Here is a 15,360-nt window from a genome sequence, read left to right as displayed (position 1 = left end):
CACACCACGCTGTAAGCTCACTAATTAAAAGTGAACTTGAATACCCGCAAATGGGCCTGATGCGTCAATATCGGTATTAATATCATCAACATCATCTAGCTCTAACGTCATTGAGCGGTAACCCGCTTTAATAGCTACATCTACCGCTAGGTTATCAATAAGCTCATACGCTACGCCTACTTGGTAGTCTTGTACTTTACTATCGTCGATAGCTAAAAAGCTGCCTTCAAAAAACACGCTTAAACCCGTAAATGGTAAGCCTGCTTCAGCACGGCCATACGCAAGTGGAACAAAGCCCGAAAAATCTTTAGTCTCAGAGAAGTTAGTGCCACCTTGTTGAGTGGTACCAGTTACAACAATGTCACCGTCAAACTGCTTTGCGTTTAAACCTAAATCAATTGAAATTAAATCGTTATCAAAAATTTCGTAATAAAGAATGTAATCAATGTGAGTTAAATCACTTAATGTATTTGCAGTTGTACCAACTACGTAATCTGAGCCATTAAAGCTAAACGTATCAGTAAGGGTTGCTGAGCCATTAAGTTCAAGCTCAGTGTATTTAAGCTTTAGGTTAGGAACTAATGGCACTGGGTGCTCTAGTGCCGCGTAGTAGCTAATAAAGGTTTCGTCTTCAAAATTAAAATCTTGTGGTGCGTTATCTTTGTAAGAAAACTGACCGTCGTTATCTGACTGCCAGCCATCAACACCTACATATAAACCTAATAGAGTGTCTGCCTGTGCTGCAGGGGCTAAACATGCCATTGAAAGGGCAGCTGCTAAACAATACTTTTTCATTTTTTATCCTTGAGCTAGTAGTTCGCTAAGTTCGATTAAAGCCGCATTGGCTCTTGAAATATAATTTGCCATAACTAAAGAATGATTTGCCACAAAGCCAAAACCATTCCCGTTTAATATAATTGGGCTCCACACGGTTTCTTGTGTTGCCTCAAGCTCACGTATAATTTGCTGTAAGCTTACACGTGCATTTTTCTTTTCTAATACATCAGCAAAGTCATACTCAACTGCTTGTAAAAAGTGTAATAACGCCCACGTTGCACCGCGCGACTCGTAAAACACGTCGTCTATTTCCCACCACGACGTTCTTACTTGTTGCTGAAGTGGTGTATAGGTCGCTTGCGTGTTTGAAGAATTACCAGCTAAATCGGTATTTACTTTGTCTTGGCCAACACTTGCACTTAAACGCTGACTTAAACTGCCTAAACGCTTTTCGGCTTCTTTTAACCAGCTACGTAGATTATCTGCACGTGAATAAAATTGGCTATCGCGCTCATGCTCGTTAGCAATTTGTGAGCGGTATACAAGAAGGTAGTCTATTCCCTTTTGGTACTCTCCCTCGGCACTTGGCCATGCCCATGCTTCAGAGCTAATATTAAATTGCGGCTGCGCTTTTTTAAGGGCTTCATGTTCGGTAGATTGCGACTGTGAACGGCTAAAGTCTTTACGCATTGATAGCGCTAAATCACGCACCATTTCAAGCGCGCCATATTCCCACGCAGGCATGTCATCCATTATCACACTTGGCGGCATCACATCGTTTGATAAATATCCACCTTGCTTATCAAGTAATGTGCTAGCAACGGTAATAAGCGTTGAGGTGGTTGTATAGCCTGTTACCATTTTTTCGTTGCGTGCTTGCGCGGTTTCTTTTGCATTAGTTACTACGTTAAAACGTGCCGGCTCAATGCTCCAATAAACTGCAATAGCGTAAAAAATAATAAGTAGTACCACCAAGGCACCAGCTATTTTTCCTTTATGTTGCGACATTTATCCTCCTAGTGATGAGCGTGTTGTTTTTTAGATGGCTTTGAATGCGCAGCTTGCGCTTCAAGCGAAACCACTTGAGCATTAGTAAACAAGCGGTTACCGTCACTAAAATATAGCGTGAGTTTACGTTCTTGCCCTACTTTTAGTGGCTCTTGTGGATCAAATACCATTAAATGGTAACCACCAGGCTCAAAGCTTAGGCTTTCATGGCCCTTAATAGTAACGGCTTTAACCTGTTGCATTTTCATCATGCCATTGACATGTTTGTGCTCATGTATTTCTACACGCCCTAAACCTTCGATGGTTGCTTTAGTTAATTTAGCAACACCACCACCGTGGTTAGAAATTGTTAAATAGCCAACACTCGACTTACTACCAGGCAAAAACGCCCTTACTTGTGCATGGCTTACTTCAAGCTTAGCTTCGTCTGTATCGTGGCTGTGCCCAGCATGTGCAGCAACCGATGACGAAAACACATTAATCATTAACGCCGAGGCCATAAAAAAGCACTGCTTCATCATCGCTTTATTCCTTGTGAAAGCATAAAATTTCACTTTAAATTTAACATAGTTAACTAATAATAGTCAGTTAAATTAAGGCTTAAGAGGTTACTTTTTTGTTATCGAGCACCAACCAGCACAGTACAGCTACAAATAATAATGGCCAGGCTATCATCACTGAACCAAATAACAGTGCCAAAATGGTGCCAACCAGCGCGACAATCCCTGCGCCTATTAACCCCATGGTCACTAAAGCCATTACGGCTACCACTGCAATAATAGCGACTAATACGCCAGCCAGCTCAAGCCCCACCCAGCTCATATCTGCAATCCAAAGTGGAAACTGCCATGAATCAAAATGTATTAGCGACACAGTATCAGTAAAAAGTAACACATATACGACAACACATATTGCTAAGGTTTTCATACCCCTCTCCTAATACGCACGCTCTTCAAGGCAGCAGTGAGCAATCAAATAACCAAGCGCCACCGCAAACGGAAAACTTATAAATAATAAAATTGTTACTAAGCGTGTTGACCACACTGGAAAATCAAGGCGACGCGCTAACCCACTGCATACGCCCGATATTTTTTTATTCAGTGAATCTTTGTACCAACTACGCTGTGTTTTAAAGTTATTCATACTCTACTCCTTAAGCGCTTGGCGCAGTTGTATTGGTATTACTTTGCTTAACACTGGCTTTTAAACGAGCCAGCTCTGCATCTATTTTTTCATTTTTTACTAAAGACTCAATTTGCTCAGCGGTTGATTGCGCTGTATTTGTAAGTTCATAAGCATCAACCTGTGCTTCTATGCCTTCCACTTTTTGCTCTATCATTTCAAAGCGAGACAAAGCATTTGCGACGTTGTCGCTGTGTAATTGCATATTCACTTTTTCACGTGCAGCAACAATATCGTGGCGTTTTATTAATTGAGCTTGTTTGCTTTTAGCTTGCGCCATTTTTTGCTGTAAACGCTCACAATCTGCCGTAATTTTCTCTATCGACTCTTTTAGAGTATTTAGCTGAGTGTTTTTTGCTGCAATTTGCTCATCTACTCGCTGTTTTTCTACTAACGCAGACTTGGCTAAATCGTCACGGTTTTTAGCAACTGCCAGCTCAGCTTTTGTTTGCCACAAAGTTAAGTCTTTTTGTTTTTGTGCAATTTGGCGTTTAAGCGTTTTTTCTTCGCACAGCAAGGCTGCGGCCGTGCTTCTACATTCGTTAAGCGCTTCTTGCATTTCACTTAGCATAAGGTTGAGGAGTTTTTCTGGGTCTTCTGCTTTATCCAGCATGGCAGCAATATTGGATTGGATAACATCATTTACGCGATTAAATATACTCATTGTTTTGTCCTGTTGTTTTTAATTGATAACAACAACAGGATTCCAAGAGTTATGCCAAGTACAAAAAGTTATTTATAAGCATTTAAATTCAATTAGTTAGACAGCTAATAAGTTATTTTAAACTGACTAAAAACTGAATGTTAATAAGCGAAAATCACTAATTTATTTATCTTTTGACTAAATTTTAGTTATAAAAAAACCACTTTAAAAAGTGGTTTTTTTATAACTGCTCAGCGCTTTAGTATTACTCAGGCACAAAACTTAATGCTTTATCCATTACCGACAAATCAGCCTGTTTACCGTGACCATTTTCTGAAAGGTGACGTCTAAATCCGCGCGCCCCTGGCTGCCCCTGAAAAATCCCCAGCATATGGCGTGCTATATGCCAAAAGTTAGCACCTAAACGCATTTCCTCTTCTATGTAATCATACATAGCGCGCACCACATCGTGACGAGTCTGAGTATTAGCCACCTCACCGTAAATCTTTTCATCCACCTCATTAAGTATAAATGGATTACTATATGCTTCGCGACCAATCATAACGCCGTCTATATGCGCTAAATGCGCTAGGCTTTCTTCAATTGTTTTAACGCCGCCATTAATGCTTAAATCGAGCTGTGGGTAGTCTTTTTTTAGTTGGTAAACGCGTGGGTAATCAAGAGGCGGTACTTCACGATTTTCTTTAGGGCTTAAACCATTTAACCACGCTTTACGGGCATGAATAATAAAGTCATCACAGCCAACTTTATGGCTGGCTTCAATTAATGCGCATAAAAATTCATACGAGTCTTGCTCATCAATACCGATACGTGTTTTTACCGTAACAGGAATACTAACTTCGCTTTTCATTGCCGCAACACACTGGGCAACCAGCTCAGGCTCGGCCATTAGGCATGCACCAAAGCGCCCGTTCTGTACTCTATCTGAAGGGCAGCCTACATTTAAGTTAATCTCATCGTAACCGCGCTCACCAGCAAGCTTTGCACACTTTGCTAGCGCCTCGGGATCAGAACCCCCCAGCTGCAAAGCAACCGGCCCCTCGTGCTGATTAAAGTGTAGGTAATCGCCGCGACCAAATAAAATCGCCCCCGTGGTGATCATCTCAGTGTATAAAACAGCGTGCTTAGTCATCTTACGATGAAAAGTGCGACAATGACGATCAGTCCAATCAAGCATGGGTGCAACAGAAAAACGTCTGTTTAACGTTGGATTATCTAATGTGCGTTTTTGCAATGTAAAAGCCTCGGGGATTATAAGTAAATGCGCCCATAAAAAGGCGCTGTATTTTACACAAAAGCCTAATTAGCATCAATGTTAGCTGTATATTTGTAAACCAAAATAATGCGCGATACCGTTGAGTATATTTGTAACTGCCACAGAGCTTAAAATTAACCCCATGATTCTACTTATAATACTTGCGCCACTGTCGCCTATTAATTTATGCACATGATTTGCGAGTAACAACAGCACAAGCACAACAACTAATACAACCAACATCATCGACGATGTAGTAACTTGCTCAACCCACGTGTATTCTTCGTTGCGGGTCATCAGTACTGCGCCAAGCATGGCGCCTGGGCTTGCTATAGAGGGAATGGCTAGCGGAAAAATAGCGGTTTCTGTGCTGTCGCGCACACTTTTAATCTCAGACTCGGGCTTACTTTCACCAAAAATCATTGAAAGCGCAAAAATAAGCAGGACTATGCCCCCCGCTATTTGAAACGCCGACAGCGGTATTTCAATTGCATTTAATAGCTGCTCACCGGCAATAACAAAAAAGAGTAAAACCACAGCGGATACACCCACGGCTTTAAAAACAACTTTTCGTTTAAACTTTTCATCTTCCCCACGTGTCACAGCAATAAATACAGGCACTGTACCTATAGGGTCTATCACCGCAAAAAAGAAAATAAATATAGCTACCAGTTCATGCATTAATGGGGTTCCTAGATAAAAAGTGTTTAATAAAAACGCTGCAAGTACAACACAGTATGTTAGTATATCACGGTAGCGTAAGGATAAGAGAATGATGAATATAGAATCACTCGTAAGTAAAGCAAAACAAGTTTGTGACAACCGTGGTGCGCGTTTTACGCCTATCCGCGAAAAAGTATTTCGCCTATTAGCTAGCGCCCAAGGCGGCGTTGGGGCGTACGATTTACTTGAGCAATTAAAAGTAACAGAAACAGGCGCAAAACCTGCAACAATTTACCGTGCGCTAGACTTTTTATCAGAGCTGGGCTTTATTCACAAAATAGAAAGCACCAATGCATTTATGCTTTGCCATCACTTTGATCATATTCATCCTGTGCAGCTATTGATTTGTGACAGTTGTGGCTTTGTAAAAGAGCTGCACTCTACGGTTATTTCTCACGAGCTAAACAGCTTAGCAGCAGAAAGCGGCTTTGTTGTATCAGGGCAAACTATTGAAGCACACGGTAAGTGTGAGTCTTGTAGAAGCTAAACCCAAAGTTTGTTTTAAAGCTATACTCATATTTAGATAGCCACTTTAGCACCAATTTTAAGAGTACCTAACATGAATGTTGAGTTCATTAACCCATTTTTATCTTCTTTGATCAATGTGTTATCTACAATGGCACAAACCGAGTTAAAACCAGGTAAGCCGCGTATTAAAACAGACGAAGTCGCCTGTGGCGATGTATCTGGTTTAATTGGCATGGTGGGCGCGCAAACTCGTGGCTCATTTTCAATTACCTTTGATGAAAACTTAGCTCTGACTATCATGGAACGCATGCTTGGTGAGCGCCCTGACAACATAGACGATGAAGTAACTGATATGGTTGGGGAAATTACTAATATGGTTACCGGTGGAGCTAAAAACTTACTCGGCGAAAAAGGCTATGACTTTGATATGGCTACGCCAATTGTAGTTGCAGGTAAAGGCCACACCATCACACATAAAAGTAAGGGCAAAAAAATAATTATGCCATTTAGCTGTGATGCAGGCGATGCAAATATAGAAGTTAGCTTTGATAAGTTATGAGCTGGCAACAAACTCAAATAACTTTAAAACCGCGCGCTCGAGGATTTCATTTAATTGATGATGAAATACTCGCGCAGCTGAGCGAGCTGGCTAATTATAAAGTTGGCCTATTACATTTGTTTATTCAGCACACATCGGCAAGTTTAACCATAAACGAAAACGCCGATCCTACAGTGCGCATGGATATGGAAAGCCACTTTAACCATTTTGTTCCCGAGCGCCAGCCTTACTATCGTCACGATTACGAAGGTGATGATGATATGCCAGCCCATATAAAAACCAGTACGTTAGGGTGTGAATTAAGTATTCCTATAAGCAATGGGCGCTTAGCGCTAGGTACATGGCAAGGTATTTACTTAGGCGAGCATCGCGACGCTGGCGGTGCAAGATGTATTATAGCGACCTTGCAAGGCGAAACCTTTTAACCTTGTATTAACCTCCCCTCCCTAGCTTTTACCACGTCACTTCGCATTATTTAAAACCCTTTATATCGCGCGGCGGCATGCGGCCACTCGTGCGTATAATATTTATAAATAATTTTCGTAGGTATAAATCAGATCAAAATATTGTTTTAAAGAAGTGTTTATTTTAGTGGGATATTTAGAGAGATTGGAGCGGCACACGAGGCTCGAACTCGTGACCTCGACCTTGGCAAGGTCGCGCTCTACCAACTGAGCTAGTGCCGCTTTACTTCGTTTACTATCACTACAATTTCTTTGGTGAGAAATTGGAGCGGCACACGAGGCTCGAACTCGTGACCTCGACCTTGGCAAGGTCGCGCTCTACCAACTGAGCTAGTGCCGCTTTATAGATTGTCAGTAATTTGCCCGTTGGTGCGCGACGGGTCGCGTCCTACGTTCTGGCAACTGAGCTAGTGCCGCTTTATAAATTGTCAGTAATTTGTCCGTTGGTGCGCGACGGGTCGCGTCCTACGTTCTGGCAACTGAGCTAGTGCCGCTTTATAAATTGTCAGTAATTTGTCCGTTGGTGCGCGACGGGTCGCGTCCTACGTTCTGGCAACTGAGCTAGTGCCGCTTTATAGATTGTCAGTAATTTGTCCGTTGGTTCGCGACGGGTCGCGTCCTACGTTCTGGCAACTGAGCTAGTGCCGCATTACATTTTATTCAATACTCCAATTTCTTTGGTGAGAAATTGGAGCGGCACACGAGGCTCGAACTCGTGACCTCGACCTTGGCAAGGTCGCGCTCTACCAACTGAGCTAGTGCCGCTTTATAGATTGTCAGTAATTTGTCCGTTGGTGCGCGACATGTCGCGTCCTACGTTCTGGCAACTGAGCTAGTGCCGCTTCATATTTAGTCAGTAATTTGTCCGTTGGTGCGCGACAGGTCGCGTTAAACGTTCTGGCAACCAAGCTAGTGCCGCAATTACTGATGGTATTTAAACCACTCAAACACACCAACCCCGCGAGGGTTATCGTCTTGAGCGGGGCAGGATTCTACAATAATCTAATGTGTTTGCAAGTGTTTTTTACAAATTAAAGAATTTTTCTCTATACACCTTTAATTCCATAATAGAATCTTTAATGTCATCGAGAGCTAAATGAGAGCCTTTTTTATTTACCTGTTCTAGTACCTCAGGCTTCCAACGTCGGGCAAGCTCTTTAATTGTGCTTACATCTAAATTTCGATAATGAAAAAAGTCTTCAAGCTCGCGCATATACTTATTCATAAAGCGTCTGTCTTGACCTATTGAGTTACCACACATAGGTGATTTACCAGCAGGAACCCACTGCTTTAAAAAATTAAGCGTTTGTTCAACCGCATAAGCTTCATCATATGTACTGGCTTTACAACGGGCCGTCAGACCTGATTTACCATGCTGTGTAGTACACCATTCGTCCATGCCATCTAACAACTCATCACTTTGGTGAATAGCTATAGTAGGCCCTTCCGCGAGTATATTTAAATCGGCATCAGTTACTACTGTTGCAATTTCGAGTATTTTATCTGTGGCCGGCTCAAGTCCAGTCATTTCCAGATCAAGCCAAATTAAATTAGATTCATTAATAGTCATAGTAACCTTAAACAGTGCTTTTCTTTAGATCCAACGCATTTCGATATATCATATTAGCATCAACCGTCGAGCTAAAGCTTTTTTATACGCAAAGCCGACATTTAAACCAAGGTTATAGGCCAAAAGTGGCAAAACAGAAAAAATTAAGTAAAGGCCAATCTCGCAGGATCAAGGCTAATCATCAAAAGCGCTTAAATAATGCCGATACAAAATTGGCAAAAGGTGGCGCACAAGAGTGGCAAACAGATAATCTGGGCGCAACCGAAAACGCTGTCGTGATCAGCCGTTTTGGCCAACACGCCGATGTAGAAACACAAGAAGGTGACGTATTACGCTGTAATATTCGCCGTACCGTTACTAACTTAGTGTGTGGTGATGAAGTACTATTTCGCCGCGCAAAAGTAAGTGAAGGCGACTTAGCAGGCGTTATTGAAGCAACACAAGAGCGCCGCTCACAGCTTACGCGTCCCGACTTTTACGATGGCGTAAAAGTAATCGCTGCAAATATTGACCAAATTTTAATGGTCTCAGCGGTACTGCCAGAGTTTACGCCCAGTATTATCGACCGTTACTTAATTGCCTGTGAAGACATGGGTATAGAACCTATTTTAGTACTTAATAAAATCGATTTAATCGACGACGAAGGCCTAAATGAAATTCAAAAAGTACTCGATATTTATCGAGGCCTTGGTTATCAGGTACTGCTTGTAAGTAGTGTAACCGGCGAAGGCATAGATGATTTAAAAAACGTACTGGTTGATAAAAATAATATTTTTGTTGGTCAAAGTGGCGTAGGTAAATCAACCTTAGTTAACACTGTGCTTCCTGATGCCGAAATATTAACTAAAGAAGTATCAGAAAACAGTGGCTTAGGGCAACATACCACCACTGTATCGCGCTTACATCACCTACCAAGTGGTGGTAACCTAATTGACTCACCGGGAATACGTGAGTTTGGTTTATGGCACTTAGATGTTGAACGGGTAACCTGGTGCTTTAAAGAGTTTAGAGAGTTTATAGGTGGATGTCGTTTTAGAGACTGTAAGCATTTAAACGACCCTGGCTGTATAATTCAACAAGCGGTAGCCGATGGCGATATTTCGCAATTGCGATTCGACAGCTACCACCGTATTTTAGAAACAATGGCCGATGGCCGTGCTGGTGCACGCGCACCTCGCGTTTAATTTAGGAAACAATCTGTGAGTTTAGACAAATTTAAAATTGCAATGCAGTATGCAATGCCAAAGCACTTTATTTCACGCGTAGTAGGTAAATTAGCAGCAGCAAAAGCCGGTGCTTTAACTACAACGCTTATTAAACTATTTATTAAACAATATAAAGTAGACATGAACGAGGCTTTATATGAAGACCCAGCGCAGTACAAAACATTTAATGAGTTTTTTACTCGCCCATTAAAAGATGGTGTGCGTCCAATGGCGCAAGGCGAGAACGTAATTACTCACCCTGTTGATGGTGCTATTAGCCAACTGGGCGACATTGTTGATGGGCAGCTGATACAAGCAAAAGGTCATGACTACAGTCTACAAGTACTATTAGGTGGCTCTGAAGATGATACAACACCATTTTTAGGCGGAAAATTTGCTACCATTTATTTAGCGCCAAAAGACTACCACCGTATTCATATGCCTATAGACGGCACACTAAGTAAAATGATTTACGTACCGGGCGACTTATTTTCGGTAAACCCGCTTACAGCGCGAAATGTCCCTAATTTATTTGCTCGTAACGAACGTGTAGTGGCTATTTTTGAAACCGAAATTGGCCCACTTGCTATGGTACTAGTAGGCGCAACCATTGTAGCTAGCATAGAAACTGTTTGGGCAGGCACAGTAACACCACCCGCCGGTAGCGATGTGTTTAGCTGGAACTACCCAACTAAAGGCGAAAACGCCATTACCCTTAAAAAAGGTGAAGAAATGGGCCGCTTTAAACTAGGCTCAACAGTGGTATTAGCATGGGGTGCAGATAAAGCAGACATTTTAGACGACCAACTGCCAGAAACAGTAACGCGTTTAAACACCGCATTTGCAACAATTAAAGAAAGTGAACAGCTTTAAGCTGTAAGCTGTAAGCTGTAAGCTGTAAGTAAAAATAAATATTAAGCACCGCGTTTACCATAAACGCGGTGCTTTTTTATTGGTAGGCGTGAAGCTTGCTCACGCAAAAAAGAAAAAGCGTAAATAGATTTTATATCAACGCGCCAGCAAGCAAGGCGCCTATAGATTAATTAAACTACGATGCTAATTTTAGCTGTAGACGAAGAGCTTGCTTACGTTAGAAGCGCAGCTTCTCATGGCTTAACCCCGAGTTTAGCCCCGCGAATTACCTCATACTTTATTCACCGCACTCTTTGCAGTTTATATCTTTAATCATTTTAAATTGCTGTTGCTTTAAGCTCAGCGCATCAAAGCTGATAAACACACTACCTTCAACATGCCCTAACAGCATATTAAGCGTAAGCTGTGCCTGCATAGAGCCTATAATTCCTAACAGTGGGCTTATTACACCTGCATTACTACAATTTACAGCGGGTGCGGCGTCACTTTTTGCAAAAACACAGCCATAACACGGGCTATTATTTTGCCTAAAATCAAACCCCATTAACTGCCCTTTCGTTGCCAGTGCTGCACCTGCAATTAAAGGCAACTTATGAGTAAAGCAATAACGGTTAACACTGTAACGTGCGGCAAAATTATCAGAGCAATCAAGTACTATGTCGGCATTTTTTAAAAGCTCCCCTGCGTTGTTATCATCAAGTTTTTTACAATGCGTCACTATTTCTATTTGATTATTAAGGCTTGTTAATACTTTGCCAGCAGCGGTGACCTTGTTTTGCCCTAAGTGATTAACTTTAAAAAGCACTTGGCGCTGCAAGTTAGAAAGCTCAACCGCATCATCATCTATTAAAATAAGTTTACCAATACCTGCCGCAGCTAAATACAAAAGTGCAGGGCTACCTAGCCCGCCAACTCCCACTACTGCAACGGTGGCTGCTTTAAGTGCTAACTGACCTTCTAGGCCCACTTCTTTTAATAATAAGTGGCGACTATAACGCAGGGTTTCTTTATCGCTAAGCTTATTCATTAGGCTGGTTTATAGCACTTTGTAGCGCACTAATTGCAGCAATATAATCATCCGCTTCACTAATCGCGCGTACAACCGCAACACTGCCTACTCCAGTACTTGCAACCTCGCTTGCGCGGGTTAAATCTATGCCGCCAATGGCAACAGTTGGGTAGCTTTGCATTAATGGCACACACTTTTTAAGTTTATCGAGACCTTGTATTTGGCCACTCATATCTTTGGTCGTGGTTGGGTAAATAGCACCAAATGCCATATAACTTGGTCGATAGTTGTGCGCACGTAACATTTCGTAAAAACCGTGGGTAGAAAGCCCAAGCCTTAGCCCCGCAGCTTTAATCGCTGCTAAATTAGCGGTTTCTAAATCTTCTTGGCCTAAGTGTACGCCGTAGGCACCGTGCTTTATTGCCAACTGCCAGTAGTCGTTTATAAATACGTGAGCGTGGTACTTTTTACCCAGCTCTACGGCCTGCTTAATTAACTCATCAAGCTCAAGGTCGGTTTTATTTTTAACGCGAAGCTGCGCCGTAGTAATACCTTGCTGCAAACATTTATCTAGCCAATCTAGGCTATCGACCACAGCATATAGGCCCAACTTTTTGCTCTCACAAGGTGCAAAATCAGCCGCCATATTAAATTCCAGCGGCACATCAAAATCAAGCTCATCACCAAGCCAGCTGCCAGGCTCAATTACTTGCGGGTAGTCATCTAACTGTGTAGGAAAAGCAGTATGTGCAACAGGGCCTATTCCTTCGCCGTATCTAACCGACTGCTTTAAGCCCTGATTTATATAAGCTTTAGCTAAAATAAAAGCATCTTTTAGGGGGTAGCCTTTTGCTAAACACGCGGCAATAACCGAGGCCATACTGCAACCTGTGCCATGGCTATGAGGGCTTTGAATTTTTTTATTCCCAAGCCAATACTCTTCGCCGTTTTGTGTGCAGTAATCAATACAATAACCAGTTGGGTAATCCCAGTGCCCGCCTTTAATTACAACCGCTTTTGCGCCCCAACTTAATAGCTTTTTAGCTGCGTCTTTCACGGCGCTTGGGCCAATTAAATACACCCCTGTTAGCAATTGCGTTTCGTGCGTGTTAGGCGTTATTACATCCACCAGCGGCATTAAGCATTCTTTAATGGCACTTACGGTATCTTCCTCTGTTAATACATCACCACTTGAAGCAATTGCAACGGGGTCGTAAACAATCACAGGCGGTACAGGCCATTTAGCTTTGTAATGTGCTATATGCTCGCTTATTAATTGAATTTGCTGCACATTAGCCAGCATGCCAATTTTAATTACTTTGGCTTTCATATCGCTTTCGAGTGCGAGTAATTGCGATTCAATAATATCGGTAGATACCGCGTTAATGGCCTCTACACCTAAGCTATTTTGCGCCGTAAGCGCGGTAATTGCAGTACAGCCATGCACGCCAAAACTTTGCATTGCTTTTATATCGGCTTGAATGCCTGCGCCACCACCTGAGTCTGAGCCTGCAATTGTCCACACTAAATTATTCATACTCTTTATTTCCTTACTGCTGATGCCAAAACGGCATACCCATTGTAGGGGTTGAGGGGGCTGCTAAGTCTTTTTCAGGCATTGCTTTGGCATTATACGCAAAGCGCCCTGCCTCTACCGCGGCTTTAAATGCACGGCTCATCGTAATTGGGCAGCCAGCCCCTGCTATCGCTGAATTTAATAATACCGCATCATACCCTAATTCAAGCGCTTGGCAGGCATGCGAAGGCAAACCAAGCCCTGCATCTACAATTAATGTTGTGTTTGGTAAGCGCTCACGAATTGTTTTTAAATTATATCTATTTAAAAGCCCCTTGCCGGTGCCAATAGGCGCGCCCCAAGGCATAAGCACCTCACACCCTAGCTCGTTTAAACGCTGGCAAAGAACTAAATCATCGGTGCAGTAGGGTAATACTTTAAAGCCATCATCAATTAATATTTTTGTGGCTTCTAACAATGCGAATGGGTCGGGTTGTAAGTTGTAGTCATCACCTATTAGTTCAAGTTTAATCCAATCGGTTGCAAATACTTCACGGCACATTTTAGCAAGTGTTACGGCTTCTTTTACACTGTGGCACCCTGCGGTATTAGGCAGTATTTTAAGGCCGGTTTTTTTTATAAGCTGCCAAAAGTCATCCCCTGCGGCAGCGCTTTGCTGGCGCCTTAATGACACCGTTACTATTTGCGCACCAGAGGCTTTTATAGACTCTTCCATCACCGCTGGAGAGGGGTAAAGCGCCGAGCCTATTAATAAACGGCTATTTAGTTGCTCGCCATAAATAGTTAAGCAATCGTTACCTTGCATAATGCTACCCACCTTGAATAGGCGATAACAATTCAATGCTATCCCCTTCGTTAATTGTGGTGCTGGCGTGCAGACTTTGTGGAATAAATTCGCCATTTAGTGCCACCGCGAATGGAGGCTTTGCACCAAAATTTTGTAATACATCAACAAGCATTGCGCTTTTAATAGTTAGCAGCTCACCATTAATTGTTATAGTCATTTATTACTCACCCTATTTGAGATAACGCATTAGCCACTAAGGCAGGCCCTAACATGTAGCCATGACGATACAAGCCATTAATGCTAATTACGTTACCTGTTTTTAAAACCGCAGGGCGGTTATCGCTAAATGCGGGGCGTAACCCGCTTTGAATATTTAACAGCCGTGCTTCGGCAAACCCGCTGTGCACAGTGTAAGCCGCCGAAAGTAGTTCAAGCGTGGAGCGTACTGTTGCAGGGCCGCTATCATCAGACTCTATTTCAGTTGCACCAATTACATACTCATTATTAGGTTTTGGCGCTATATAAATTGGGTAGCGCGGGTGCATTAAACGCACCGGCCGCGTTAAATTAACCTCAGGTGCATGTAATCTAGCCACCTCACCGCGTACCCCTCTAAGGGGTTTATCGCCTTTAGCACCTAAGCCACGACAGTCAATAATGTAATCAAACGCGCGGTTATTCACTTCGCCGTTTTGAATGCTAACGCGTTGGTTAAAAACAAACTTAACCTTACGTTTATTAAGCATGGTAAAGCTTGCTCTATAAAAGGCCTGGTTATCTATTTGCCCTTCGCAGGGTAAAAACACACCTTGGTTAAAACGATTAGCTAATTCGGGTTCTAACTGTGTTATTTGCTGAGCATTTAACGCCTGCGCGCTGTGCCCTGCTATAGGCTTAATACGCTGGCTAAAGCTTTGTAAGTCACCTTTATCTTGCTGGTGTGCCACGACCAGCGTGCCTTTTTGCTGATAAAAAACCTCGCCTTCAAGCTCGCTCATTATCTCTGGCCAGCGCTTGAGTGAATTTAGCCCCATGATGGCTAAATCCGTTTCACACAATACCGACTCAGCAAGCGGAGCAAGCATTGCCGCAGCCACTTTACCGGCACTATTTTGTGTGTGTTCGTCACTGGCTTCAAACACGGTTACATGATGCGACTTACTAAGCTCAAGGGCAGCTAAGCGCCCTGCTAAACCAAACCCCACAACAGCAATGTTGTAAAACATAAAACCTCCTTTTAATAACAGGCTAGCAGCCATAAGCCGCTAACCTGTTATTG

At 42.6% G+C, this 15,360-nt stretch carries 19 protein-coding genes and 3 tRNA genes; 5 read left to right on the top strand and 17 right to left on the bottom strand.

Features of this window, described 5'->3' with window-relative positions; all coding sequences use genetic code 11:
- Positions 1–24 precede the first annotated feature (24 nt).
- From PSH54_RS04035 to PSH54_RS04000, 8 genes are all read right to left on the bottom strand, one after another.
- Entirely contained in the window at positions 25–795 is a 771-nt protein-coding gene (locus PSH54_RS04035) for a TIGR04219 family outer membrane beta-barrel protein (protein WP_004585848.1), read from the bottom strand.
- A gap of 3 nt (positions 796–798) precedes the next feature.
- On the bottom strand, positions 799–1,785 hold the full coding sequence (locus PSH54_RS04030) for a DUF2333 family protein (RefSeq protein ID WP_004585847.1): 987 nt from the start codon (positions 1,783–1,785) through the stop codon (positions 799–801).
- A gap of 8 nt (positions 1,786–1,793) precedes the next feature.
- Positions 1,794–2,306: a copper chaperone PCu(A)C gene (locus tag PSH54_RS04025; protein ID WP_029773289.1), complete on the bottom strand. Its 513-nt coding sequence runs from the start codon at positions 2,304–2,306 to the stop codon at positions 1,794–1,796.
- A 79-nt stretch (positions 2,307–2,385) separates the two neighbouring features.
- The gene (locus PSH54_RS04020; protein ID WP_024031509.1) at positions 2,386–2,712 is read right to left on the bottom strand and encodes a hypothetical protein; all 327 of its coding nucleotides are present in this window, start codon (positions 2,710–2,712) and stop codon (positions 2,386–2,388) included.
- 9 nt (positions 2,713–2,721) lie between these two features.
- Entirely contained in the window at positions 2,722–2,928 is a 207-nt protein-coding gene (locus PSH54_RS04015; protein ID WP_054983547.1) for a PspC domain-containing protein, read from the bottom strand.
- 10 nt (positions 2,929–2,938) lie between these two features.
- Complete coding sequence (locus tag PSH54_RS04010; protein ID WP_138577954.1) at positions 2,939–3,631, bottom strand: PspA/IM30 family protein; 693 nt, start codon at positions 3,629–3,631, stop codon at positions 2,939–2,941.
- Between the two features lie 244 nt (positions 3,632–3,875).
- Entirely contained in the window at positions 3,876–4,865 is a 990-nt protein-coding gene (dusA, locus tag PSH54_RS04005) for a tRNA dihydrouridine(20/20a) synthase DusA (protein WP_095206773.1), read from the bottom strand.
- An 81-nt stretch (positions 4,866–4,946) separates the two neighbouring features.
- Positions 4,947–5,567, bottom strand: coding sequence for a MarC family protein (locus PSH54_RS04000; protein ID WP_004589061.1), 621 nt, complete (start codon positions 5,565–5,567; stop codon positions 4,947–4,949).
- A gap of 94 nt (positions 5,568–5,661) precedes the next feature.
- On the opposite strand from PSH54_RS04000, the gene PSH54_RS03995 reads away from it, so the two are divergent.
- The 3 genes from PSH54_RS03995 to PSH54_RS03985 all read left to right on the top strand — a co-directional run bounded on the left by PSH54_RS03995 (position 5,662) and on the right by PSH54_RS03985 (position 7,061).
- Entirely contained in the window at positions 5,662–6,096 is a 435-nt protein-coding gene (locus tag PSH54_RS03995; RefSeq protein ID WP_273605646.1) for a transcriptional repressor, read from the top strand.
- 72 nt (positions 6,097–6,168) lie between these two features.
- Positions 6,169–6,636 carry a chemotaxis protein CheX gene (locus tag PSH54_RS03990; protein ID WP_029773279.1) on the top strand — a complete coding sequence of 156 codons (468 nt, stop codon included), beginning with the start codon at positions 6,169–6,171 and terminating at the stop codon, positions 6,634–6,636.
- Positions 6,633–7,061, top strand: a complete 429-nt coding sequence (locus PSH54_RS03985) for a secondary thiamine-phosphate synthase enzyme YjbQ (RefSeq protein ID WP_248463121.1) — start codon at positions 6,633–6,635, stop codon at positions 7,059–7,061. Before PSH54_RS03990 ends, PSH54_RS03985 begins: the two co-directional genes overlap by 4 nt.
- Positions 7,062–7,246: 185 nt before the next feature.
- Here PSH54_RS03985 and PSH54_RS03980 read toward each other — a convergent pair.
- The 4 genes from PSH54_RS03980 to orn all read right to left on the bottom strand — a co-directional run bounded on the left by PSH54_RS03980 (position 7,247) and on the right by orn (position 8,670).
- Positions 7,247–7,322 (bottom strand) — tRNA-Gly (locus PSH54_RS03980).
- 42 nt (positions 7,323–7,364) lie between these two features.
- A tRNA-Gly gene (locus PSH54_RS03975) sits at positions 7,365–7,440 on the bottom strand.
- Between the two features lie 349 nt (positions 7,441–7,789).
- Positions 7,790–7,865: transfer RNA gene (locus tag PSH54_RS03970), tRNA-Gly, on the bottom strand.
- Between the two features lie 259 nt (positions 7,866–8,124).
- Positions 8,125–8,670, bottom strand: coding sequence for an oligoribonuclease (orn, locus tag PSH54_RS03965; protein ID WP_004589057.1), 546 nt, complete (start codon positions 8,668–8,670; stop codon positions 8,125–8,127).
- Between the two features lie 125 nt (positions 8,671–8,795).
- Between orn and rsgA the strand changes: the two genes are divergently transcribed.
- Complete coding sequence (gene rsgA / locus PSH54_RS03960) at positions 8,796–9,854, top strand: small ribosomal subunit biogenesis GTPase RsgA (RefSeq protein WP_004589056.1); 1,059 nt, start codon at positions 8,796–8,798, stop codon at positions 9,852–9,854.
- 15 nt (positions 9,855–9,869) lie between these two features.
- Positions 9,870–10,748 carry an archaetidylserine decarboxylase gene (asd, locus tag PSH54_RS03955; protein WP_273605554.1) on the top strand — a complete coding sequence of 293 codons (879 nt, stop codon included), beginning with the start codon at positions 9,870–9,872 and terminating at the stop codon, positions 10,746–10,748.
- A gap of 277 nt (positions 10,749–11,025) precedes the next feature.
- On the opposite strand, the gene PSH54_RS03950 is transcribed toward asd, so the two are convergent.
- Genes PSH54_RS03950 through PSH54_RS03930 form a run of 5 tightly spaced genes read right to left on the bottom strand, consistent with a single transcriptional unit; the run spans position 11,026 to position 15,307 of the window.
- Positions 11,026–11,775: a HesA/MoeB/ThiF family protein gene (locus tag PSH54_RS03950; RefSeq protein WP_273605553.1), complete on the bottom strand. Its 750-nt coding sequence runs from the start codon at positions 11,773–11,775 to the stop codon at positions 11,026–11,028.
- Positions 11,768–13,294: a thiamine phosphate synthase gene (thiE, locus tag PSH54_RS03945; protein ID WP_273588885.1), complete on the bottom strand. Its 1,527-nt coding sequence runs from the start codon at positions 13,292–13,294 to the stop codon at positions 11,768–11,770. The genes PSH54_RS03950 and thiE overlap by 8 nt, the downstream gene beginning before the upstream one ends.
- A 13-nt stretch (positions 13,295–13,307) precedes the next feature.
- A complete protein-coding gene (locus PSH54_RS03940; protein WP_273605552.1) occupies positions 13,308–14,099 on the bottom strand; it encodes a thiazole synthase in 792 nt (263 codons plus the stop codon).
- Positions 14,100–14,103: 4 nt separating this feature from the next.
- Positions 14,104–14,298 (bottom strand): sulfur carrier protein ThiS, encoded by a 195-nt coding sequence (gene thiS / locus PSH54_RS03935; protein ID WP_096739084.1) that lies wholly within the window; start codon positions 14,296–14,298, stop codon positions 14,104–14,106.
- Between the two features lie 7 nt (positions 14,299–14,305).
- Complete coding sequence (locus PSH54_RS03930) at positions 14,306–15,307, bottom strand: FAD-dependent oxidoreductase (RefSeq protein WP_273605551.1); 1,002 nt, start codon at positions 15,305–15,307, stop codon at positions 14,306–14,308.
- Between the last annotated feature and the right edge of the window lie 53 nt (positions 15,308–15,360).

The sequence above is a fragment of the Pseudoalteromonas sp. Angola-30 genome (assembly GCF_028599215.1).
Classification (GTDB): Bacteria; Pseudomonadota; Gammaproteobacteria; order Enterobacterales; family Alteromonadaceae; genus Pseudoalteromonas; species Pseudoalteromonas atlantica.
The sequence above is the reverse complement of the archived record's forward strand: the minus strand, read 5'-3'. Positions and strand labels throughout refer to the sequence as shown.